Source organism: Vreelandella nigrificans (assembly GCF_002374315.1).
Taxonomy (GTDB): domain Bacteria; phylum Pseudomonadota; class Gammaproteobacteria; order Pseudomonadales; family Halomonadaceae; genus Vreelandella; species Vreelandella nigrificans.
Genome location: NZ_NWUX01000055.1, coordinates 1 through 1,645 on the forward strand (window position 1 = coordinate 1; position 1,645 = coordinate 1,645).

Sequence of the window (1,645 nt, forward strand, 5' to 3'; positions counted from 1 at the left end):
CGGCCACCGAGAGGGAACCATCGTTAACCACCAGGGTGTCGTTGGCAATGCGGGTGTTGCCTAGCACCGTGTCGCCTTCAACCGTGAGGTTGCCAGCCAGGGTGGTGTTACCTGCTACGCTGAGATTTTCGTTTACCGTGGCGTTGTTGGTGACCATGTTGTTGGTGGTGATGCTGTCACCATCAATGAAGGTGTCACCAACGGTGAGGCTATTACCGATATTGAGGTCGTCGTTCAGCGCCACTTCAAGCGTCTGTTCATCGCTCAGCTTAGTGATGATGTTGCTGTTACCTTCCTCGTCGGCCTCGCCCACGATATCGAGACGCTCACCCAGACGGCGTTCGGTGTCGCCACCTTCGTTGGCACCAAATGTCAGCGGCGTGTCTCCCAACTCAGTTACGCTGTTATCCACGTAGTCCTTGTTGGTGATGTGGTTACCTTCGGTGATGTCACCGTCGTAGGTAACGTTGCCTTCATTGTTAACGAAGAAGTTGTCACCCAGACGCGTCTCACCCGCAACATTCAGGTTCTCGGTCACCTCAACGTTGGTGAACTCGACGTCATCTGCAGTAGCTACGGTGATGTCGGTACCGTTGCGGGTAATGGCGATATTCTGGCCATCGATCATTTGGACGGTATCACCCGGCGCCACATTAGTAGCCGTATCGCCGTTGGTCTGAACGTTCCAGCCAGCATTGGCCACGTCACTGACATTCGTCAGTTGGTCAACGTTCACCGCGTCGGTGCCATCAATACCGGCCGCCACATTGGTGATACGATTGCCATCCATGCTCAGGCCACCACTCAGGGTCGTCTGGCCCGTTACGTTAAGCGCACCGCCAATGGTGGCGTTGTTAGCCACGTCGAGGGTGTTGGCGGTCACGCTGTTGACGTCCAGATCATCGCTCATCGCGATCACCAGCGTCTCATCGTCGGTTACTTCGGTGCTGAGGTTGGCGTTGCTGGTGACAATATCCAGGCGCTCGCCTAACTGGCGGTCGGTGCTGCCCGTGTCGCCACCGAAGGTGATCGGCGTATCGGCTAAGTCGCCGATGCCACCGTCCACATACTCTTTGTTGACGATGTGGTTGCCTTCGGTGATCGCGCCGTCGTAGGTAACGTTGCCTTCATTGTTAACGAAGAAGTTGTCACCCAGACGCGTCTCACCCGCAACGGTGAGGTTTTCATTGATGGTGGTGCTACCACCAATGTGGGTATCGCCCGCAACATTCAGGTTCTCGGTCACCTCAACGTTGGTGAACTCGACGTCATCTGCCGTGGCTACGGTGATATCGGTACCGTTGCGGGTAATGGCGATATTCTGGCCATCGATCATTTGGACGGTATCACCCGGCGCCACATTAGTCGCCGTATCACCGTTGGTCTGAACGTTCCAGCCAGCATTGGCCACGTCACTGACATTCGTCAGTTGGTCAACGTTCACCGCGTCGGTGCCATCAATACCGGCCGCTACATTGGTGATGCGATTGCCATCCATGCTCAGGCCACCACTCAGGGTCGTCTGGCCCGTTACGTTGAGTGCACCGCCAATGGTGGCGTTGTTGGCGACGTCGAGGGTGTTGGTGGTCACGCTGTTGACGTCCAGGTCATCGCTCATGGCGATCACCAGCGTCTCATCGTCGGT

General features: G+C 56.4%; 1 protein-coding gene. It reads right to left on the reverse strand.

Translation table 11 applies throughout. The annotated features are described in order from the left end of the window. On the reverse strand, positions 1-1,618 hold a 1,618-nt coding region (locus CPA45_RS22420; protein WP_208858584.1), incomplete at its 3' end, for a beta strand repeat-containing protein. Positions 1,619-1,645 lie beyond the last annotated feature (27 nt).